At 74.7% G+C, this 19491-nt stretch carries 19 protein-coding genes; all 19 read left to right on the plus strand.

The features are described 5' to 3' along the window. Positions 1-52: 52 nt before the first annotated feature. Positions 53-1690: a depupylase/deamidase Dop gene (gene dop / locus GWJ10_RS11235; protein WP_114552772.1), complete on the plus strand. Its 1638-nt coding sequence runs from the start codon at positions 53-55 to the stop codon at positions 1688-1690. A gap of 150 nt (positions 1691-1840) precedes the next feature. After that, positions 1841-2041: a ubiquitin-like protein Pup gene (locus tag GWJ10_RS11240; RefSeq protein ID WP_021479766.1), complete on the plus strand. Its 201-nt coding sequence runs from the start codon at positions 1841-1843 to the stop codon at positions 2039-2041. A 19-nt stretch (positions 2042-2060) separates the two neighbouring features. After that, positions 2061-2984 (plus strand): proteasome subunit beta, encoded by a 924-nt coding sequence (gene prcB / locus GWJ10_RS11245; RefSeq protein WP_082774448.1) that lies wholly within the window; start codon positions 2061-2063, stop codon positions 2982-2984. After that, positions 2981-3757: a proteasome subunit alpha gene (gene prcA / locus GWJ10_RS11250; RefSeq protein ID WP_082774449.1), complete on the plus strand. Its 777-nt coding sequence runs from the start codon at positions 2981-2983 to the stop codon at positions 3755-3757. The genes prcB and prcA overlap by 4 nt, the downstream gene beginning before the upstream one ends. Positions 3758-3763: 6 nt before the next feature. Then, positions 3764-5125 (plus strand): Pup--protein ligase, encoded by a 1362-nt coding sequence (gene pafA, locus GWJ10_RS11255; RefSeq protein WP_021479769.1) that lies wholly within the window; start codon positions 3764-3766, stop codon positions 5123-5125. Positions 5126-5138: 13 nt separating this feature from the next. Further along, on the plus strand, positions 5139-6209 hold the full coding sequence (locus tag GWJ10_RS11260) for an FKBP-type peptidyl-prolyl cis-trans isomerase (protein ID WP_240696589.1): 1071 nt from the start codon (positions 5139-5141) through the stop codon (positions 6207-6209). Beyond that, positions 6206-6976, plus strand: a complete 771-nt coding sequence (gene hisF, locus GWJ10_RS11265) for an imidazole glycerol phosphate synthase subunit HisF (protein WP_061267737.1) — start codon at positions 6206-6208, stop codon at positions 6974-6976. The genes GWJ10_RS11260 and hisF overlap by 4 nt, the downstream gene beginning before the upstream one ends. A 252-nt stretch (positions 6977-7228) precedes the next feature. Continuing rightward, a complete protein-coding gene (locus tag GWJ10_RS11270; protein ID WP_163187681.1) occupies positions 7229-9136 on the plus strand; it encodes an ABC transporter ATP-binding protein in 1908 nt (635 codons plus the stop codon). Next, entirely contained in the window at positions 9133-11022 is a 1890-nt protein-coding gene (locus GWJ10_RS11275) for an ABC transporter ATP-binding protein (RefSeq protein ID WP_163187498.1), read from the plus strand. Before GWJ10_RS11270 ends, GWJ10_RS11275 begins: the two co-directional genes overlap by 4 nt. A gap of 85 nt (positions 11023-11107) precedes the next feature. After that, positions 11108-11575 carry a phosphoribosyl-AMP cyclohydrolase gene (hisI, locus tag GWJ10_RS11280; protein WP_076404777.1) on the plus strand — a complete coding sequence of 156 codons (468 nt, stop codon included), beginning with the start codon at positions 11108-11110 and terminating at the stop codon, positions 11573-11575. Further along, complete coding sequence (locus GWJ10_RS11285; protein ID WP_163187500.1) at positions 11572-13149, plus strand: anthranilate synthase component I; 1578 nt, start codon at positions 11572-11574, stop codon at positions 13147-13149. Before hisI ends, GWJ10_RS11285 begins: the two co-directional genes overlap by 4 nt. Next, positions 13146-13787 (plus strand): Trp biosynthesis-associated membrane protein, encoded by a 642-nt coding sequence (locus GWJ10_RS11290; RefSeq protein WP_083711766.1) that lies wholly within the window; start codon positions 13146-13148, stop codon positions 13785-13787. Before GWJ10_RS11285 ends, GWJ10_RS11290 begins: the two co-directional genes overlap by 4 nt. Before the next feature lie 86 nt (positions 13788-13873). After that, a complete protein-coding gene (locus tag GWJ10_RS11295) occupies positions 13874-14149 on the plus strand; it encodes an HGxxPAAW family protein (protein ID WP_228075274.1) in 276 nt (91 codons plus the stop codon). Next, a complete protein-coding gene (locus GWJ10_RS11300; RefSeq protein ID WP_163187502.1) occupies positions 14146-14670 on the plus strand; it encodes a DUF4190 domain-containing protein in 525 nt (174 codons plus the stop codon). Before GWJ10_RS11295 ends, GWJ10_RS11300 begins: the two co-directional genes overlap by 4 nt. A 12-nt stretch (positions 14671-14682) precedes the next feature. Next, positions 14683-15114 (plus strand): DUF2752 domain-containing protein, encoded by a 432-nt coding sequence (locus GWJ10_RS11305; RefSeq protein WP_163187504.1) that lies wholly within the window; start codon positions 14683-14685, stop codon positions 15112-15114. A gap of 186 nt (positions 15115-15300) precedes the next feature. Then, positions 15301-16113 (plus strand): indole-3-glycerol phosphate synthase TrpC, encoded by an 813-nt coding sequence (gene trpC, locus GWJ10_RS11310; RefSeq protein ID WP_043651188.1) that lies wholly within the window; start codon positions 15301-15303, stop codon positions 16111-16113. 139 nt (positions 16114-16252) lie between these two features. Next, a complete protein-coding gene (gene trpB, locus GWJ10_RS11315; RefSeq protein ID WP_144683841.1) occupies positions 16253-17509 on the plus strand; it encodes a tryptophan synthase subunit beta in 1257 nt (418 codons plus the stop codon). Between the two features lie 68 nt (positions 17510-17577). Further along, entirely contained in the window at positions 17578-18408 is an 831-nt protein-coding gene (trpA, locus tag GWJ10_RS11320; RefSeq protein ID WP_241005780.1) for a tryptophan synthase subunit alpha, read from the plus strand. After that, a complete protein-coding gene (lgt, locus tag GWJ10_RS11325; protein ID WP_074806739.1) occupies positions 18405-19418 on the plus strand; it encodes a prolipoprotein diacylglyceryl transferase in 1014 nt (337 codons plus the stop codon). Before trpA ends, lgt begins: the two co-directional genes overlap by 4 nt. Positions 19419-19491: the final 73 nt, after the last annotated feature.

The raw sequence follows: 19491 nt of genomic DNA on the forward strand, positions 1-19491 counted from the left end.
GCGCGGCGTCGGAGGGCGGACATAGGGTGAGCGCGTGAGCGTACGACGGGTCATGGGGATCGAGACGGAGTACGGCGTCCTGCAGCCGGGGAAACCGATGGCGAACCCGATGCTCATGTCGAGCCAGGTCGTCACCACGTACCGGGCGCTCGCCGCGCGCAGCGACGGCGCCCGGGGTCGGGCGCGCTGGGACTACGACGACGAGGACCCGCTGCAGGACGCGCGGGGGTTCCACGTGCCGCGCGCGTCGGCGCACCCGTCCCTCCTGACGGACGACCCGTCGCGCCCCGCGCCGTCGGGGCCGGTCGACCGGGCCGCGGAGGGCGGCGCCGCCGGGGCCTCCCTCCAAGAGGTCGCGCGACCGACGACGGAGGAGTACGACGACCCGAGCGCGGCGAACGTCATCCTCACCAACGGAGCCCGGCTCTACGTCGACCACGCGCACCCCGAGTACTCCTCGCCCGAGGTCACGGTGCCGCACGACGTCGTGTGCTGGGACGTCGCGGGGGAGCGGGTCATGCTCGCCGCGTCGCGCGAGCTGGCCCAGGTGCCGGGCGGCGGCGTCGTGCTCTACAAGAACAACGTCGACGGCAAGGGCGCGAGCTACGGGACCCACGAGAACTTCCTCGTCGACCGCGAGGTGCCGTTCGGCGTCCTCGTGGAGATGCTCACGCCGTTCCTCGTGACCCGGCAGGTGTTCGCCGGCTCGGGGCGCGTGGGGCTCGGCCCGGCGGGGGAGGAGCACGGGTTCCAGATCTCCCAGCGCGCCGACTACGTCGAGGCGGAGGTCGGGCTGGAGACGACGCTGCGCCGCCCTATCGTCAACACGCGCGACGAGCCGCACGCGGACCGGCAGCGCTGGCGCCGGCTGCACCTCATCATCGGCGACGCGAACATGTTCGAGACCGCGACCTACCTCAAGACGGGCACGACGTCGCTCGTGCTCTTCGTCGTCGAGCACCTGGAAGAGCTCGGCCCGGAGGTGCGCGCCCGCCTGGCCGGGCTGCGCCTCGCGGACCCGGTCGCGGACGTCCAGCGCGTGAGCCGCGACCTCGACCTGACGCGTCGTCTCGCCCTCGCCGACGGGCGCGAGCTGACGGCGCTCGAGATCCAGCGCGAGTACCTGGAGGTCGCCGCCGACGCGGCGGAGCGCCTCGCGGGACCGGACGGGGTCGACGCCCCGACGCGTGACGTGCTCGCGCGGTGGCGCTCGGTGCTCGACCGTCTGGCGACCGACCGCGACGCGTGCGGGCGCGACGTCGAGTGGGTCGCGAAGCTGCGGCTCCTCGACCGCCTGCGCGAGCGTGACGGTCTCGACTGGGGCCACTCGCGCCTCGCGGCGATGGACCTCCAGTGGTCCGACGTGCGGCCCGAGCGCGGCATCTACCACCGCCTCCTCGCCGCCGACGCCGTGGACCGCGTGGTCACCGAGCGCGAGGTCGGCGCGGCGGTGCACCACGCGCCCGAGGACACGCGCGCGTTCTTCCGCGGCGAGGTCATGGCGCGCTACGGCGACGAGGTCTCCGCGGCGAGCTGGGACTCGGTGATCTTCGACGTGCCGGGCGCGCCGTCGCTCCAGCGCGTCCCGATGATGGACCCGCTGCGCGGGACGCGCGCCCACATCGGGGCGCTGCTCGACGCGAGCCCGGACGCCGCCGCGCTGCTGGCGGGTCTGGCAGGCCCGTCGTGACCGGCGGCGACTAGGCTGGACGCACGACGGCGCCCGCCCTCCGTGGGAGGGGCGCCGCGTGCGAGCAGAGCCGGGAAGGGCGCGAGCCCGGACGGGGTTGGAACGGACAGAGCGTCGGCGCGAGGCCGGCCGACGGACGAGGAGGCAGCCATGGCGGGTACCGAACGCACGCACGCGTCGCACGAGGACCGGCGTCCCGACGACGAGCCCGAGGCCCCGGCGACCCCGGTCGCGCCGCAGGCGCAGTCGCGCGACGCCGAGGTGGACGCGCTCCTCGAGGAGATCGACGAGGTCCTGGAGACGAACGCGGAGTCCTTCGTCCGGGGCTTCGTGCAGAAGGGCGGCGAGTAGGAAGGGTGACGGCAACCCGATGAGCACGGACCAGCCCGGGCGCCTGCCCGACGCGTTCACGACCCCCGGGTCGTCGTCCTTCCTGGAGTTCCTGTCCGGGCACGCCCCCGACCTGCTGCCGTCGCACCGCGTGGCCGGGCACGCGGCGTCCGGCACGCTTCCGGACGCGCCGCACGCCACCACGATCGTGGCGCTGACGTTCGGCGCCGAGGGCGTGGGCGCGGGCGTCGTGATGGCGGGGGACCGCCGCGCGACGATGGGCTCGATGATCGCGAACCGGGAGATCGAGAAGGTCTTCCCGGCCGACGAGTACTCGGCCGTGGGTATCGCCGGGACGGCGGGGATCGCCGTCGAGCTCGTGCGCCTGTTCCAGCTCGAGCTCGAGCACTACGAGAAGATCGAGGGCGCGCTGCTCTCGCTCGACGGCAAGGCGAACCGCCTGTCGACGATGATCCGCCAGAACCTCGGCCTCGCCATGCAGGGCCTCGCGGTCGTGCCGCTCTTCGCCGGGTTCGACCTCGACCGCGGCGCCGGCCGGATCTTCTCGTACGACGTCACGGGCGGGCGGTACGAGGAGCGGGCGTACCACTCGGTGGGATCGGGCTCGGTCTTCGCGCGCGGCTCACTGAAGAAGCTGTGGCGCACCGGTCTCGACCGGGCGGCCTCCGTGCGCGTCGCGGTCGAGGCGCTCTACGACGCGGCGGACGACGACTCGGCCACCGGCGGCCCGGACCCGGTCCGCCGGATCTGGCCGGTGGTCGCGGTCGTCACGGCCGACGGCTACGAGCGCGTGCCGGACGACGAGCTCGCGGCGGTCGTCGAGCAGATCGTGGCGGAGCGCTCCGGGGCGGGCGTGGAGCGCGGCCGTCCCCCGGTGACGAACGCCGAGGCCGTCCCGCACGACCGCCCGCAGGACGGCCCGACCGGAGGTGACGACGCGTGAACATGCCTTTCTACGTCTCGCCCGAGCAGCTGATGAAGGACCGGGCGGACTTCGCGCGCAAGGGCATCGCGCGCGGCCGGTCGGTCGTGGTCCTCGCCTACGAGGACGGCATCGCGTTCGCGACGGAGAACCCGTCGCGCGCGCTGCACAAGATCTCGGAGATCTACGACCGCATCGCGTTCGCCGCGGTGGGCAAGTACAACGAGTTCGAGAACCTGCGCGTCGCCGGGGTGCGGTACGCCGACCTGCGCGGCTACTCCTACGACCGCACGGACGTCAACGCGCGCGGTCTCGCGAACGCGTACGCGCAGACGCTCGGCACGGTGTTCACCACGGAGTCGAAGCCGCTCGAGGTCGAGCTCGTCGTCGCGGAGGTCGGTCGCACGGCGGAGCAGGACCAGCTCTACCGCATCTCCTACGACGGCTCCGTCGCCGACGAGCAGGGCGTGGTCGTCATGGGCGGCCAGGCCGACCAGCTCGGTCGAGTGCTCCAGGACGCGTGGCGGCCCGGTCTCGGGCTCGCCGAGGTGCTGCGCCTGGCGGTGCACGCGCTCGCGTCCGGCGGCGAGGCGGACGACGCCCGCACCATCCCGGCCGCGCAGCTCGAGGTGGCCGTCCTGGACCGCACGCGGCCCCGACGCGCGTTCCGCCGTCTCACGGGCTCCGTCCTCGAGGGCCTCCTCGCGGACGACGACGCGGCGACCACCACCGACGGGACCGCCGAGGGCGCGCCCGACGACACGACGGGCACCGGCCCGACGGACGAGGGGTAGCGCCGCATGGACCGCAGGATCTTCGGGCTGGAGACCGAGTACGGCGTGACGTGCGCGTCCGACGACGGGCGCGGGCTCTCGGCGGACGAGGTCGCGCGGTACCTCTTCCGCAAGGTGGTCGCCTGGGGCCGCTCGTCGAACGTGTTCCTGCGCAACGGCTCCCGGCTGTACCTGGACGTCGGCTCGCACCCCGAGTACGCGACGGCGGAGTGCGACGACGTCCGTCAGCTCGTCGCGTACGACCGTGGCGGCGAGCGGATCCTCGAGGGCCTCGTCGCGGACGCGCAGCAGCGGCTCGAGCACGAGGGACTGCCCGGCCGGATCCACCTGTTCAAGAACAACACCGACTCGGCGGGCAACTCGTACGGCTGCCACGAGAACTACCTCGTGCGACGCCAGGGCGACTTCGCTCGCCTGTCGGACGTCCTCGTGCCGTTCCTCATCACGCGCCAGGTCCTCACTGGCGCCGGCAAGGTCCTCGCGACGCCGCGCGGCGCCGTGTACTGCCTGTCCCAGCGCGCCGATCACATCTGGGAGGCGGTGTCGAGCGCGACGACCAGGTCGCGCCCGATCATCAACACGCGCGACGAGCCGCACGCCGACGCCGAGAGCTATCGGCGCCTGCACGTCATCGTCGGGGACTCCTCGATGGCGGAGACGACGACCATGCTCAAGGTCGGCTCGACCGACCTCATCCTGCGCATGGTCGAGGCGGGGGTCCCCATGCGGGACCTGGCGCTCGAGAACCCCATCCGGTCGATCCGCGAGATCAGCCACGACATGACGGGCAAGCAGCCCGTCCAGCTCGCGAGCGGCCGGACGGTCACCGCGATCGACCTCCAGGGCGAGTACCTGCAGCGCGTGCGCGAGTTCGTCGAGCAGGACGTCGCGCCGACGCCCGTCGTCAAGCAGGTGCTCGACCTGTGGGAGCGCGGGCTGCGCGCCCTCGAGACGGGCGACCTCTCGCTCGTCGACCGCGAGCTGGACTGGGTCATCAAGTACCGCCTGATCCAGCGCTACCAGGCCAAGCACGGTCTCGAGCTCGACGACCCGCGGATCGCGCGCCTCGACCTCGCCTACCACGACATCTCGCGCACCGAGGGGCTGTACAACCTGCTCGCGGCGCGCGGCATGGTCGAGCGGGTGACCACGGACCTCGAGGTGTTCGAGTCGACGGCCGTCCCGCCGCAGACCACGCGCGCGAAGCTGCGCGGCGACTTCGTGCGCGCCGCCCAGGAGGCCCGCCGGGACTACACGGTGGACTGGGTGCACCTCAAGCTCAACGACCAGGCGCAGCGCACCGTGCTGTGCAAGGACCCGTTCCGGAACGTCGACGAGCGCGTGGAGCGCCTCATCGAGTCGATGTGATGCAGGACGTGATGTGACGAACCTGGCCCTCGCGGCCGGGCGCCCTCGGGGCGTCCGGCGCGCTCGTCGTGCGCCCGCGTCCCGGGCCGCGCTCGTGCTGCTCGTGGCGCTCCTCGCGGCGCTCGTGCTCGGTGCGTGCACGGAGCCGGAGGACGCGACGGAGACGCCGCTCAACACCGACCTCACGGTCGCCGGGTCGTCCGGCGCCCCGCCGGCGCTGGAGTACCGCGCGCCGCTCGACGTGCCGGACGCGCGGTCGGAGGTGGTGTGGCCGGGCGCCGGGGCGGAGCTCGTCGACGGCGGCCCGCTGCTGCTCAACCTCTACGCGGAGGACCTGCGCGACGGCACCGTCCTGCAGAACACGTACACGGACGCGCCGCGCTGGCGCACGCTGACCGACGAGTCCGTCGGCCGCGAGCTGCGTGACCTTCTGCGGGGCCAGCGCGTGGGGGCGCGCCTGCTGCGCCTCGAGGTGGACGACGGCGTCCCCGTCGCCCTGGTCGTCGACGTCCTGCCGACGCGTGCGTCCGGGGAGCCGGTCGAGCCGGTCGACGGCCTGCCCACGGTGACGCTCGACGAGCAGGGCGCACCGAGCGTCACCGTCCCGTCGGAGGCCGCGGCGCCCGCGGGCCTCGTGGTGCAGCCGCTCGTCCGCGGCGACGGGCGCCAGGTCGAGGTCGGTCAGGTGGTCACCGTCCGGTACTCGGGCGTGCGCTGGTCCGACGGCGAGGTCTTCGACTCGACGTGGACGGACGGCGCGGCGCCCCTGTCGGTGATGATCGGCATCGGCGAGGTCATCGAGGGGTGGGAGCAGGGGCTCCTCGAGCAGTCGGTGGGGAGCCAGGTGCTCCTCGTCGTGCCGCCCGACCTGGCCTACGGCGCGACCGCCAACCCGCTGGCCGGCGAGACGCTCGTCTACGTCGTCGACATCCTCGACGCCCAGTTCCCCGTGACCGAGGAGAGCGCGGGCGACACCGGAACGGCCGACGACACAGCCGGCACCGACACCGGCACCGACACGACCGGCACGGCCGGCACCGACACGACCGGCGGAGCGCCGGCCGACCGAGGAGACTCCCCATGACCGTCGCGATCCGCGTGATCCCGTGCCTCGACGTCGACGCGGGACGCGTCGTCAAGGGCGTGAACTTCGAGAACCTGCGCGACGCGGGCGACCCCGTCGAGCTCGCCGCCCGCTACGACACCGAGGGCGCCGACGAGCTGACGTTCCTCGACGTCTCGGCGTCGTCCGGCAACCGGGAGACGACGTACGACGTCGTGCGGCGGACCGCCGAGCAGGTCTTCGTCCCGCTCACCGTCGGTGGCGGGGTCCGCTCGGCGGACGACGTGGACCGTCTCCTGCGCGCGGGCGCGGACAAGGTCGGCGTGAACACGGCGGCGATCGCCCGTCCGGAGCTCATCGCGGAGATCGCGGACCGTTTCGGCAGCCAGGTGCTCGTGCTCTCGGTGGACGCGCGCCGCACGACCGGCGACGTGCGGACGGAGTCCGGCTACGAGGTGACGACCCACGGCGGGCGTCGCGGCACGGGGATCGACGCCGTGGAGTGGGCGTCGCGCGCAGCGGGGCTGGGCGCGGGCGAGATCCTGCTCAACTCGATGGACGCGGACGGCACGACCGCCGGTTTCGACCTCGAGATGCTCGCCGCGGTGCGCTCCGAGGTGCGTGTGCCGCTGATCGCGAGCGGCGGGGCGGGCGCGCCCGAGCACTTCGTGGCGGCGGCGCGCGCCGGGGCGGACGCGGTGCTCGCCGCGAGCGTCTTCCACTTCGGCGCCCTCACCGTCGGCCAGGTGAAGGACGCGATGCGGGCCGAGGGCGTGCGGGTGCGCTGACCGGCGCGGACGCCCGGCGGCGGTGTCGGGAGCCCGTGAGAGGATCGGGCCACCCCCTGAACGAAAGACGAGGACCGTCCCGTGCCCGGCAGCAGGACGCGCCCCACCGGCGCCGACGCCCCGCCCGCCCCGACCGACCCGCCGGCCACCGCCGCCCGGCACGACCGCTCCCGCGACCGGCTCCCCGCCGAGCCGTCGGTCCGCCGACCGCACGCGCTCACCGGCTCCCGGGTCCGCCGCTCGCTCGCGCTCATGGGGCGCGGCATCCGCGACGAGCCGCGCACCTACGTGCTGGCGATCGGGTCCTCCGCGCTGTTCGGCGCGCTGACCGTCGCCGTGAGCAGCGCGGTCGGCCAGGTCACCGACGACGTCGTGGTGCCCGCGCTCGCGGGCGACGAGGCTGCGCGCGGCCGCATCTGGGTCGCGGGCCTCGTGCTCGCCGGGATCGCGCTCTCGCTCGCGGTGAGCGTCGCCGCGCGGCGCATCTTCGCGGGCAACGGGTACGCCGCGCTGCAGGCACGCCACCGCACCGCGGTGACCCGCCAGTACCTGCGCCTGCCGATGTCGTGGCACCGCTCGCACCCGGCCGGGCAGCTCCTGTCGAACGCGAACTCCGACGTCGAGGCCGCGACGGGCGTCTTCAACCCGCTGCCGTTCGCGCTGGGCGTCGTCGTCATGATCGGCGTCGCCGCCGTGATGCTCTTCCGGGTGGACGTCTGGCTCGCGTGCGCGGCGCTCGTGGTCATCCCGGTCGCCGTCGCCGTGAACATCGTGTTCCAGCGCTACATGTCGCCCGCCATCACGCGGGCGCAGCAGCTGCGCGCCGAGGTGTCCGACGTCGCGCACGAGAGCTTCGAGGCCGCGCTCCTCGTCACGTCGCTCGGCACCGCGGACCGCGAGGAGCGCCGCTTCGCCCAGCGCACCGACGAGCTGCGCGCCGCGAACGTGCGGGTCGGCGTCGTGCGCGCGTTCTTCGACCCCGTCATCGAGCTCCTGCCGTCGCTCGGCACGCTCCTCGTGCTGGGCGTCGGGACCGTGCGCCTCACCGCGGGCGACGTCGCGCCCGGCGACATCATCACCGCCGCGTACCTCCTGACCGTCATGGCCGTGCCGGTCCGCGCGTTCGGCTGGGTCCTCGGCGAGCTCCCGCGCGCGCTCGTCGGGTACGAGCGCATCAGCCGCGTTGTCGACGCCGGGGGCGTGCTGCGTCCCGGGACGTCGGCCCTGAGCGGGACGGGTGCCGGGCTGGGCGTGCGGCTCGAGGGCGTCGGTGTCGACGTCCGGGCGGGCGGCCGCGAGCTCACGCTGCTCGACGGCGTGGACCTCACCGTGGCGCCGGGGACGACGGTCGCCGTCGTGGGCCCGACGGGCGCCGGCAAGACGACGCTCGTCTCGCTCCTCGCGCGGCTCTCGGACCCGACGCGCGGGCGCGTGCTCCTCGACGGCACCGACGTGCGCGACGTGCGCGAGGCGGACCTCACGACGCAGGTCGCCCTCGTCGCGCAGCAGGCGTTCGTGTTCGAGGACACCGTGCGCGCGAACGTCACGCTCGTCGACGACGGCGACCCCGGCCCGGACGACGCGGAGGTCTGGGCGGCCCTGCGGCTCGCGCGCGTGGACGACGTCGTCGAGCGGCTCCCGGAGGGCCTCGACGCCCCGCTCGGGGAGCGGGGGGCCAACCTGTCCGGTGGCCAGCGCCAGCGTCTCGCGATCGCGCGCGCGCTCGTCCGGCGTCCTCGCCTCCTCGTCCTCGACGACGCGACCTCGGCCGTCGACCCGCGGGTCGAGCAGGAGATCCTCGCGGGCGTCGCGCGGGGCGGCGACGACCGCCCGACGGTCGTGATGGTCGCCTACCGCATGTCGAGCGTCGCGCTCGCGGACGTCGTCGTGCACGTGGAGTCCGGGCGGGTGGTGGACGTCGGGACGCACGACGAGCTGCTCGCCCGCGACCCGGGGTACCGCGAGCTCGCGACCGCGTACGCGCGCGAGGCGGAGCGCCGGGAGAACGAGCGCGCCGACGCGACGGACGACTCCGTGCGCGAGGCGGGCGAGGACGAGCAGGTCCGCGACGGTCACCGGGACGACGACCTCGCGCGCCAGGAGGAGACGGAGGAGGACGACGTCGTGCGGCACGTCGAGACGGGGGCGCTGGAGGAATGACCCGGACCACGACCGAACGACCCGGACGGTCGCCCCGCCGGGGCGCGGGTCCCGCCGTCGACGGCGGCGCGGACGTCCGCACCGGCGACGCGCGCATCGCCTCGGCGAGCTCCCTGGGCGTCCTCGCGACGCTGCGTCGCGGCGTGCAGGTGTCGCCGCAGATCCTCGCCGGCATCTGGGTGACCCTCGGCCTCGCCGTCGCCGCGGCGCTGGGCCGGGTCGTCGTGCCCGTGACCGTGCAGCAGACCATCGACACGGGCGTGCTCGCCGACGGCGGTCCGGACACGACGCGCGTCGCGGTGCTCGTGGGCGTCGCCGCCGGGATCCTCGTCCTCGCCGGGCTGTGCTCGGCCCTCGTCAACGTGCGCCTGTTCCGGTCGACCGAGGCGGGCCTCGCCGCGCTGCGCGTGCGCGCGTTCCGGCACGTGCACGACCTGTCGGTGCTCACCCAGAACTCCGAGCGGCGCGGGTCGCTCGTCTCGCGCGTCACGAGCGACGTCGACACGATCTCCCTGTTCGTGCAGTGGGGCGGCATCATGCTGCTCGTCTCGGTGCTGCAGATCGGCGTCGCGACGGTGCTCATGGCGGTCTACTCGTGGCAGCTCACGCTCGTGGTGTGGGCGTGCTTCGTGCCGCTGTTCCTCGTCCTGCGCCCCGCGCAGGCGCGGGTCAACGACGCGTACACCCAGGTCCGCGCGCGGGTCGGCGCGATGCTCGGCGCGATCTCGGAGTCCGTCGTCGGCGCGGAGACCATCCGCGCGTACGGCGCCGGGGCCCGGACGGCCCGCCGCATCGACGCCGCGGTCGACGCGACGCGGCGCGCGATGGTCCGGGCGCAGAAGCTCGTCGCCGTCGTGTTCTCGAGCGGCGTGCTCGTGGCGAACCTCGTGCTCGCGGTCGTCGTGGTCGTCGGGTCGCTGCTCGGCGTGGCGGGCGACATCTCGGTGGGGCAGCTCCTCGCCTTCCTGTTCCTCGTCCAGCTCTTCACCGGCCCCGTCCAGATGGCGACGGAGATCCTCAACGAGCTGCAGAACGCCGTGGCGGGCTGGCGCCGCGTCCTTGCGGTCCTGGAGACGCCGGTCGAGGTCGTCGACAAGGGCCCCGACGGCGTGCGCAGCCTGCGCGGCCCGGCCCACGTACGCCTCGAGGGCGTCCGGTTCGCCTACCCCGACGGGCCCGAGGTGCTGCATGGCGTCGACCTCGACCTGCCGGCGCGTGCCTCGGTCGCCGTCGTCGGCGCGACCGGCTCGGGCAAGACGACGATCGCGAAGCTCGTCACGCGGCTCATGGACCCGACGGGCGGGCGCGTGCTCCTGGACGGCACGGACCTGCGCGACCTGTCCGTGGCGTCCCTGCGCGAGCGCGTCGTGCTCGTGCCCCAGGAGGGCTTCCTGTTCGACGGGACGCTCGCCGACAACGTCGCCTACGGGCTCCAGGGCGCCGCCGAGGAGGAGCCGGCCGCCGCGCGTCGCGCCCGGATCGAGGCGGCCGTCGAGCGGCTCGGCCTCACCGACTGGGTCGCGGACCTGCCGGACGGGCTCGACTCCTCGGTCGGCCAGCGGGGCGAGTCCCTCTCCGCGGGCGAGCGGCAGCTCGTCGCGCTCGTCCGGGCCTACCTGGCCGAGGCGGACCTGCTCGTCCTCGACGAGGCGACGTCCGCCGTCGACCCGGCGACCGAGGTCCGGATCGCGCGGGCGCTCGCGTCGCTCACCGCGGGCCGGTCGACGCTGACGATCGCGCACCGCCTCTCCACGGCCGAGGCGGCCGACCTCGTCGTCGTCGTCGACGCCGGGCACGTCGTGGAGGTGGGCCACCACGACGACCTCGCCCGCGCGGGCGGGGTCTACGCCCGCATGCACGACGCGTGGGTCTCCCAGACCCGCTGACCCGCCCGGGCCGGGCGACCGACGTCACGCCGGGTCGGGCGAGACGGGGGACCGGCGGCGGCCCGGCGTCTGGCAGGATTCTCGGGTGCCCGACTCCACGACCGGCCCGCAGACCACGACCCCGTCCGCGCTCGACCCCGAGGTCGCCGCGCGGCTCAAGCGCGACGACGCCGGACTGGTCGCCGCGATCGTCCAGCAGCACGACACGGGCGAGGTGCTCATGCTCGGCTGGATGGACGACGAGGCGCTCCACCGCACCCTGACCACCGGGCGGGTGACGTTCTGGAGCCGGTCGCGCCAGGAGTACTGGCGCAAGGGCGACACGTCGGGCCACGTCCAGGTGGTGCGCTCGGTCGCGCTCGACTGCGACGGCGACGCGCTCCTCGTGCGCGTGCACCAGGTCGGCGCCGCGTGCCACACGGGCACCCGCACGTGCTTCGAGGCCGGCGGAGACCTGGGCGCCGTCGTCGGCGAGCTGCCGTCCGCGCCGGGTGCCCCGGACGCCGGGGCCGCGCCCGCCGTCGGACCGGACCCCGAGGAGGAGAACCAGTGAGCACGACCGTCGACCCGGCCGGAACCACCACCGTTCCCGCGGGCGGGCCCGCGTGGGGCACGACGTGGCCCGTGCTCGACGGCTTCCGCGCGCTCGCCCGCTCCCGCCGGGTCGTCCCGGTCGTGCGGCGCCTCCTGGCCGACGACGTCACGCCCGTCGGGCTCTACCGCACCCTCGCGCAGGGGCGGCCGGGCACCTTCGTGCTGGAGTCCGCGGAGTCGGACGGGCGCTGGGCCCGCTACTCGTTCGTCGGCGTCGCGTCCCGCGCGACCCTCACGGCGCGCGACGGCCGGGCGGTGTGGTCGGGCGACGTGCCCGCGGGCGTCCCGCGCGAGGGCGACGTGGTCGACGTGCTGGAGGCGACGCTCGACGTGCTGCGCACGCCCGCGGTCGACGGCCTCCCGCCGCTGACTGGCGGGCTCGCCGGGGCGATCGGGTGGGACGTCATCCGGCACTGGGAGCCGACGCTGCCCGCGCACGCGCCCGACGAGCTGGGCGTCCCGGAGCTCACGCTGTGCCTCGCGACGGACCTCGCGGTCGTCGACCACGCGGAGGGCAGCGTGTGGCTCGTGGCGAACGCGATCAACTTCGACGACACGGACGAGCGGGTCGACGAGGCGTACGCCGACGCGGTGCGGCGCCTGGACGCGATGCAGGCGCGCCTCGTCGCCGGCGGTGCGCACGTCGCGTCGGTCGTGGCCGCCGACGCCGTCGAGCCGGAGCTCGAGTTCCGCTCGACGCGCGACGAGTTCGAGGCGTCCGTCGTGGCGGGCAAGGACGCGATCCGCGAGGGCGAGGTCTTCCAGGTCGTCCTCTCGCAGCGCCTGGACCTCGACTGCCCGGCGGACCCGCTGGACGTCTACCGGGCGCTGCGCACGATCAACCCGAGCCCGTACATGTACTACTTCCAGCTCACGGACGCGGACGGGCGCGACTTCGCGGTCGTCGGGTCGAGCCCGGAGACGCTGGTCAAGGTCGAGGACGGGCGGGTCACGACGTTCCCCATCGCGGGCTCGCGGCCGCGCGGCGCCACGCCCGAGGAGGACGTCGCGCTCGGGGAGGAGCTGCGCGAGGACCCCAAGGAGCTCGCGGAGCACATCATGCTCGTCGACCTCTCGCGCAACGACCTCGTCAAGGTCTGCGAGCCGACGTCGGTCGAGGTCGTGGAGTTCATGGCGACCAAGCGGTTCAGCCACATCATGCACCTGTGCTCGACGGTCGTCGGCACGCTGCGCGACGGCGCGACCGCGCTCGACGCCTTCCGGGCCACGTTCCCCGCGGGGACGCTCTCGGGCGCGCCCAAGCCGCGCGCGATCGCCCTCATCGACGAGCTCGAGCCCGCCTCGCGCGGGATCTACGGTGGGACGGCCGGGTACTTCGACTTCGACGGGAACATGGACATGGCGATCGCCATCCGCACGGCGCTGATCCGCGACGGGCGCGCGAGCGTCCAGGCCGGGGGCGGGATCGTCGCCGACTCCGTGCCGGCGCTCGAGTACGCGGAGTCGCGCAACAAGGCGGCCGCGGCGGTCCGCGCCGTGCAGGTCGCGGCGCGGCTGCGGGGGCTCGCGTGAGCCGCCCGGGCGGCCCGGCCCGCCGCACGGCCATCTGGGTCCTGCTGCTCCTCGGGGGCGCGACCCTCGCGGCGGCCGTGCCCACGTGGCTGCGCACGACGGGGGCCACCGCGCTCGACCCGCAGGTCGACGTCGCGGTGGCCGGCACGTCGGCCGCACCCGGCGTGAGCGCGGCCGCGCTCGTGCTCGTCGCGGCCGCGCTCGCGCTCGGCCTCGTGGGACGTGTCGGCCGGTGGGTCGTTCTGGCGGTCGCGGCGGCGAGCGGCGTCGTCGCGACGGTGTCGGCGCTGAGCGTCGCGATCGACCCGGAACCGACCGCCCGGTCGGCGGTGGCCGAGGCGACGGGCGTGACGGAGCTGATCGCACCGGTCGAGCTCACCGCGGCGCCCTGGGTGGCGGCCGTGCTCGGCGTGCTCACCGTGCTCGTGGTGGTGTGGGTGGCGCGCGGCGCGCGGTCGTGGGCGAGCGCCTCGACGCGGCACGAGCGGGCCGGGGCGGCGCCCGCGACGGCAGCCGGCACGCCCGCGGACGGGACGCCCGAGGCCAAGGGCGCGGCCGGCCCCGCCGACGCCGAGGACGTCTCCGACCACGACGCGTGGGACGCGCTCTCCCGCGGCGAGGACCCCACGGACCGCTGAGCAGCGCGGACGTGTCCCACGCGACGTCCGCCGACGTCCCGCGACGGGACGGGCCCCGGCCCGGTCCGATAGGCTCTGACCACATCTTGACGAAAGGCACGACCCTCATGGCCGAGAACCAGCAGACCACCGAAATCGCCTACCTGCCGCCCGCGGCACCGCCCACGAACCACGGCCACACCGTCGCCGCGTGGTTCACCATGATCGGCATCATGGTCGGCGCCCTCGTGGCCGCGATCGGTGTCGTGGTCGCCGCCGTCTGGCTGTTCTGGGTCGGCATGGGCGTCGTGGCCGTGGCGCTCGTCGGCGGCCTCGTGCTCCGCAACATGGGCTACGGGCAGAAGAAGCAGGACGCGCGGTGACGCAGCCGCCGGGACCGGGCCCGCACGACGGCACGCCCCCGCAGGACGGGTCGCAGGCGCCGTACGGCTCGTCGGTGCCCGGCGGCGCGCAGCACCCCGGCCCGCAGGACCCGGACCAGGGCTACGCCGGGCAGCAGCAGCCCGGTCACCCGTACCCGGGCCAGCAGTACCCCGGGCAGCCGTACCCCGGCCAGCAGTACCCGGGTCAGCAGTACCCGGCAGGCGCCTACGCGCCGCCGCCGTACTACCCGAAGAACAACCTCGCGATCTGGTCCCTCGTCCTGGGCATCGCCGCGTTCGTGCTCAGCTGCGGCTTCTTCACGGGCATCCCCGCGGTCATCGTGGGCAACGCGGCGAAGCGTGCCGTCGCGGAGGGCCAGGCGGACAACGACGGCATGGCGACGGCGGGGATCATCCTCGGCTGGGTCGCGATCGGCCTGTCCGCGATCGGTCTGCTGCTACTGCTGGTGTTCTTCCCCGCGGTCCTCGCCTGGGTCGGCACGATCCCCGACCAGTACTGACGGGGCGGTCACGTGACGTCCGAGGCGGTGCGCCGACGGCTGGTGCCGCGCGAGGCCGTGGCGCCGCTCGCCGTCGGTGCGCTCGTCGCGGCCGCGACGGCGTACGTGGGCGCAGTCGACCCGAACCGCCCGGGCCACTACGTCACGTGCCCGCTGCTCGCCCTGACGGGCCTCGCGTGCCCCGGGTGCGGAGGCCTGCGCGCCACGCACGCCCTCGTGCACCTCGACCTGGCCGCGGCCTGGTCCATGAACCCGCTGTGGGTCGTCGTCGCCCCCCTGCTCGTCGTGCTGTGGGGCCTGTGGCTCGCCCGTGCGTGGCGCGGCCGCCCCGCGCCGCGTGTGCCCGCGGGGGTGGCGTGGACGTCGCTCGCCGTGCTCGTGCTCTTCGGGGTGCTGCGCAACGTGCCCGCTCTGGTCCCGTGGCTCGGCCCGGTGGCCGCCTGAGCCGGCGGCCGTGACTGCGACCGGCCGCGCCGCGCGCGTCTCGGGGGCTGGGCCGTGGTCATCGTCACTCGGGGGCGGCTCTACGATGGCAGGTACCTCCCTGTCAACGGGTCGGCCCGAACCTGTGGGTGCACGCCGGCCGACCGGCCCGGCAGGGGGCGGGACGACACGGGGAGTGGTGGGACGATGACGGTGCTGGACGACATCGTCGCGGGTGTGCGCGAGGACCTCGCGGCACGCCAGGCGACGACCTCGCTCGACGAGCTCAAGGAACGAGCCGCCCGCGTCCCCGGTGCGCTCGAGTGCGTGAGCCGCCTCAAGGCGGACGACGCCGTGGCCGTCATCGCCGAGGTGAAGCGGTCGAGCCCCAGCAAGGGCGCGCTCGCGTCCATCTCCGACCCGGCCGAGCTCGCGGGGGAGTACGAGAAGGGCGGCGCGGCCGCGATCTCGGTGCTCACCGAGCAGCGGCGGTTCAACGGGAGCCTCGCCGACCTCGACGCCGTCCGGGCGCGGGTCGACGTCCCCGTGCTCCGCAAGGACTTCGTCGTGACGCCGTACCAGGTGTGGGAGGCGCGCGCCCACGGCGCGGACATCGTGCTCCTCATCGTCGCGGCGCTCGAGCAGACGGTGCTCACGTCGCTCGTCGAGCGCGTGCACTCGCTCGGCATGACCGCGCTCGTCGAGGTCCACACGCTCGACGAGGTCACGCGCGCGCTCGACGCCGGGGCGCGGGTCGTCGGCGTGAACTCGCGCGACCTCAAGACGCTCGACGTCGACCGCACGACCTTCGCGCGCCTGGCGCCCGCGATCCCCGACGAGGTCGTCCGCGTAGCCGAGTCCGGCGTGCGCGGGCCGCACGACGTCATGGACTACGCCCGCTCCGGCGCGCACGCCGTGCTGGTCGGCGAGGCGCTCGTGACCGACGACGCGCCGCGCTCGTCCGTCGCCGACCTCGTCGCGGCCGGGTCGCACCCGTCGCTGTGGTCCGTGCGGCCCTGAGGCACGACGGCACCGTCCGTCACGTCGCAGGCGCCGCGCCCCGGCCCAGCACACCCCACCACGCAGGAGGACCGGCCCCGTGCCCGACTCGACACCATCGACCACCCCTCCGAGCGGCGCGCACTCCGTCCGCGCCGACCTGACGCGCTCCCTCGCGACCCAGGAGGGCCCCTACTTCGGCGAGTTCGGCGGGCGCTACGTGCCCGAGGCGCTCGTCGCCGCGCTCGACGAGCTCGAGACCGAGTACCGCAAGGCGCTCGACGACCCGGCGTTCGTGACCGAGCTCGCGCGCCTGCAGCGCGAGTACACCGGCCGCCCGAGCCCGCTCACGGAGGTGCCCCGCTTCGCGGAGCACGCCGGCGCCTCGCGCGTGTTCCTCAAGCGCGAGGACCTCAACCACACCGGCTCGCACAAGATCAACAACGTCCTCGGCCAGGCGCTGCTCGTCAAGCGCATGGGCAAGAAGCGCGTGATCGCCGAGACGGGCGCCGGCCAGCACGGCGTCGCGACGGCGACGGCCGCGGCCCTGCTCGACCTCGAGTGCGTCGTGTACATGGGCGAGGAGGACACGCGGCGCCAGGCGCTGAACGTCGCGCGCATGCGCCTCCTCGGCGCCGAGGTCGTCCCCGTGACGATCGGCCAGCGCACCCTCAAGGACGCGATCAACGAGGCGCTGCGCGACTGGGTCGCCAACGTCGACACGACGCACTACCTGCTCGGCACCGTGACCGGGCCCCACCCGTTCCCCGAGATGGTGCGCGAGTTCCACCGCGTCATCGGCGAGGAGGCGCGCACGCAGATCCTCGACCGCATCGGGCGCCTGCCCGACGCGCTCGCCGCGTGCGTGGGCGGCGGCTCGAACGCGCTCGGGCTCTTCAACGCCTTCCTCGACGACGAGGGCGTCGAGCTCTTCGGCTTCGAGGCGGGGGGCGAGGGCATCGAGACGGGCCGCCACGCGGCCCGCTTCAGCGGCGGCGCGCCGGGCGTCCTGCACGGCGCGCGCTCGTACCTCCTCCAGGACGAGGACGGCCAGACCCTGCCGAGCCACTCGGTGTCCGCAGGTCTCGACTACCCGAGCGTCGGGCCCGCCCACTCGTGGCTCCACGACCTCGGCCGCGCGACGTACCTGCCCGTGACCGACGCCGAGGCGATGGACGCGTTCCGGCTGCTGTGCCGCACCGAGGGGATCATCCCGGCGATCGAGTCGGCCCACGCCCTCGCGGGCGCGCTGCGGGTCGGGCGCGAGGCCGCGGCCGCGGGCCGCACCGACCACGTGATCCTCGTGAACCTCTCGGGGCGCGGGGACAAGGACGTGGCGACCGCCGCCCGGTGGTTCGACCTCGTGGACGACGACGCGATCGCCGAGACGGCGACGGGCACGGAGGGACAGCTGTGAGCGCCGCCCAGACCCAGGACGCACCCGGGGCGTCGACGCCGGGGACGGCGTCGGCCACCGCACGCCGCCTGCTCGAGCTGCGCGCGGAGGGTCGCGCGGGGCTCGTCGGCTACCTGCCGGTCGGCTTCCCGACGGTCGACCGCTCCGTCGAGGCGGCGCTCGCGCTCGTGGACTCGGGCGTGGACGTGCTCGAGCTCGGCATCCCGTACACGGACCCCGTCATGGACGGACCGGTCATCCAGGCCGCTGCCCAGGCGGCGCTCGACGGCGGTGCGCGCGTCGCGGACGTCTTCCGCGTCGTCGCGGCCGTCACGGAGCGCACGGGCGGACGCGTGCCGGTGCTCGTCATGACGTACTGGAACCCCGTGCTGCGCTACGGCGTCGACGCGTTCGCGCGCGACCTCGCGGCGGCCGGGGGAGCCGGGCTCATCACGGCCGACCTCGTCCCCGACGAGGGCCGCGCGTGGCTGGACGCCGCCGAGGCGCACGGTCTCGACCGCGTGTTCCTCGTCGCGCCGAGCTCGACGCCGGAGCGCCTCCGGCTCACCGCGCGCGCGTCGCGCGGCTTCGTCTACGCGGCCTCGACGATGGGCGTCACGGGCGTGCGCGCCGCCGTCGGGCCCCAGGCCGCGCGGCTCGTCGCCGACACGCGCGCGGCGGGCGCCGAGCTCGTGTGCGTCGGTCTCGGTGTCTCCACGGCCGAGCAGGCCGCGGAGGTCGCGCGCTACGCCGACGGCGTCATCGTCGGCTCGGCGTTCGTCCGGCCCCTGCTGGGCGACGCCCCGTGGGACGAGCGGCTCGCCGCGCTCCGCACGGTCGCCGCCTCGCTGGCGGCCGGGGTGCGGTCCGCCCGCCAGGAGCAGCCCGGCACGACGACGCCCGGCGGGGTGGTCGCATGAGCGCCGCGCTCGCCGTCGGGCAGCTCGTGGAGGCCGCGGGCGCCCTGCCCGCGGCGATCCCGAGCCCGCCCCAGCACACCTGGTACCTCGGGCCGTTCCCCATCCGCGCCTACGCGCTCGCGATCCTCGCCGGGATCGGCGTCGCCCTGTGGCTCACGCGCCGCCGCTGGGTCGAGCGCGGGGGAGAGGCCGACGACGTCCTGGAGATCGCGTTCTGGGCGGTCCCGTTCGGGATCGTCGGCGGGCGGCTCTACCACGTCTTCTCGACGCCCGACCCGTACTGGGGCCCGAACGGGGATCCCGTCCGCGCGCTGTACGTGTGGGAGGGCGGCCTCGGCATCTGGGGCGCGGTCGCGCTCGGCGCGGTCGGCGCGTACATCGGGTGCCGGCGCCAGCGTGTGAGCTTCCCGGCGTTCGCGGACGCGCTCGCCCCGGGGCTGCTCCTCGCGCAGGCCGTCGGCCGCCTCGGCAACTGGTTCAACCAGGAGCTGTTCGGCTCGCCCACGACGCTGCCGTGGGGCCTGCGGGTCGACGACTCGGTCGCCGCCGCGGCCGGCTACCCGCCGGGCACGCTGTTCCACCCGACGTTCCTCTACGAGATGGTCTGGAACATCGCGGCTGCCCTGCTCCTGATCTACTTGGACCGTCGGTTCCGGCTCGGTCATGGTCGGGTATTCTGGCTCTACGTCTTCGTCTACACGCTCGGTCGGGTGTGGATCGAGATGCTGCGCATCGACGAGGCCGAGCTCGTCCTCGGTCTCCGGCTGAACGTCTGGACCTCGATCCTGGTCGGTGTCGGTGCGTTGGTAGCGTTTATCGTTGTCGGGCGTCGCCACCCCGGGCGCGAGGAGACGGTGTCCCTCGATGCGCCGGGCGAGGCGCCCGCCACGGAGCCCACGGAGCCGGTCGAGGAGTCGACCGACGCCGCGGACCCCGAGAAGACCGCGGACTCCGACGACTCGGAGGAGTCCGAGCAGGCAGATGCCGCGCGACCAGACCCCGGTCGCTGAGCCTCCGTCACTCAACGGCGAATCCGCCGGGCGACCGCCCGGTGGTTCCGTCATGTCCACCAGGGCCGACGAC

It is taken from the genome of Cellulosimicrobium sp. SL-1, from assembly GCF_011033075.1.
GTDB classification, from domain to species: Bacteria; Actinomycetota; Actinomycetes; order Actinomycetales; family Cellulomonadaceae; genus Cellulosimicrobium; species Cellulosimicrobium funkei.